This window comes from Rhodoplanes sp. SY1 (assembly GCF_046000175.1).
Lineage (GTDB): Bacteria > Pseudomonadota > Alphaproteobacteria > Rhizobiales > Xanthobacteraceae > Rhodoplanes.
On sequence record NZ_JBEOMB010000486.1, the window covers coordinates 1 to 525 of the forward strand.

1 protein-coding gene is annotated in these 525 nt (G+C 66.5%); it reads left to right on the plus strand.

Annotated elements, in window-relative coordinates:
* The coding region (locus ABTU92_RS30510) for a hypothetical protein (RefSeq protein WP_408095269.1) at positions 1–525 on the plus strand (525 nt) is incomplete at both ends.

Here is a 525-nt window from a genome sequence, read left to right on the forward strand (position 1 = left end):
AGAGCCTGCCCGTCACCGAGGTCTACGACAGCGGCAACTTGACGGTGCGGGCGGGACGCGATCTGCTCGGCGGCTCGTATTACGAGGGTTCCGGCCACGCCAGCATCATGGTGGCCGGGTCGATCGGCGCGAACGGAAGCATCGCCACCCCCCGATACGCAAGCACCGCGCCGAACGTCCCGCAGCTCGCCGTCGATTCGGGCCAGATCACCTTGGTGGCGCGAGGAAGCCTGTCGGTCGGCGGCGTGATCAATCCCGCCGCGCTCCACGCCCAGAGGGCTCAACCGGCCAATGCGACCGAAGCGAGCACCACCAATCCGAGCCAATCGATCAAGATGGACACCTATGGTCCGGACAGCAAGGTGAGCCTGCTGGCGGTGACCGGCAACTTGAACATCTCCGCCCAACCGGCCGCCGGGGTGACCTTATGGCAGAACCCCGGGACCGGATACCCGGCGAGCTTCGAGGCCGTCACGCTGACCGGCAACATCATGACCGCCGGATTGAGCGTGAACACGCTGCAGC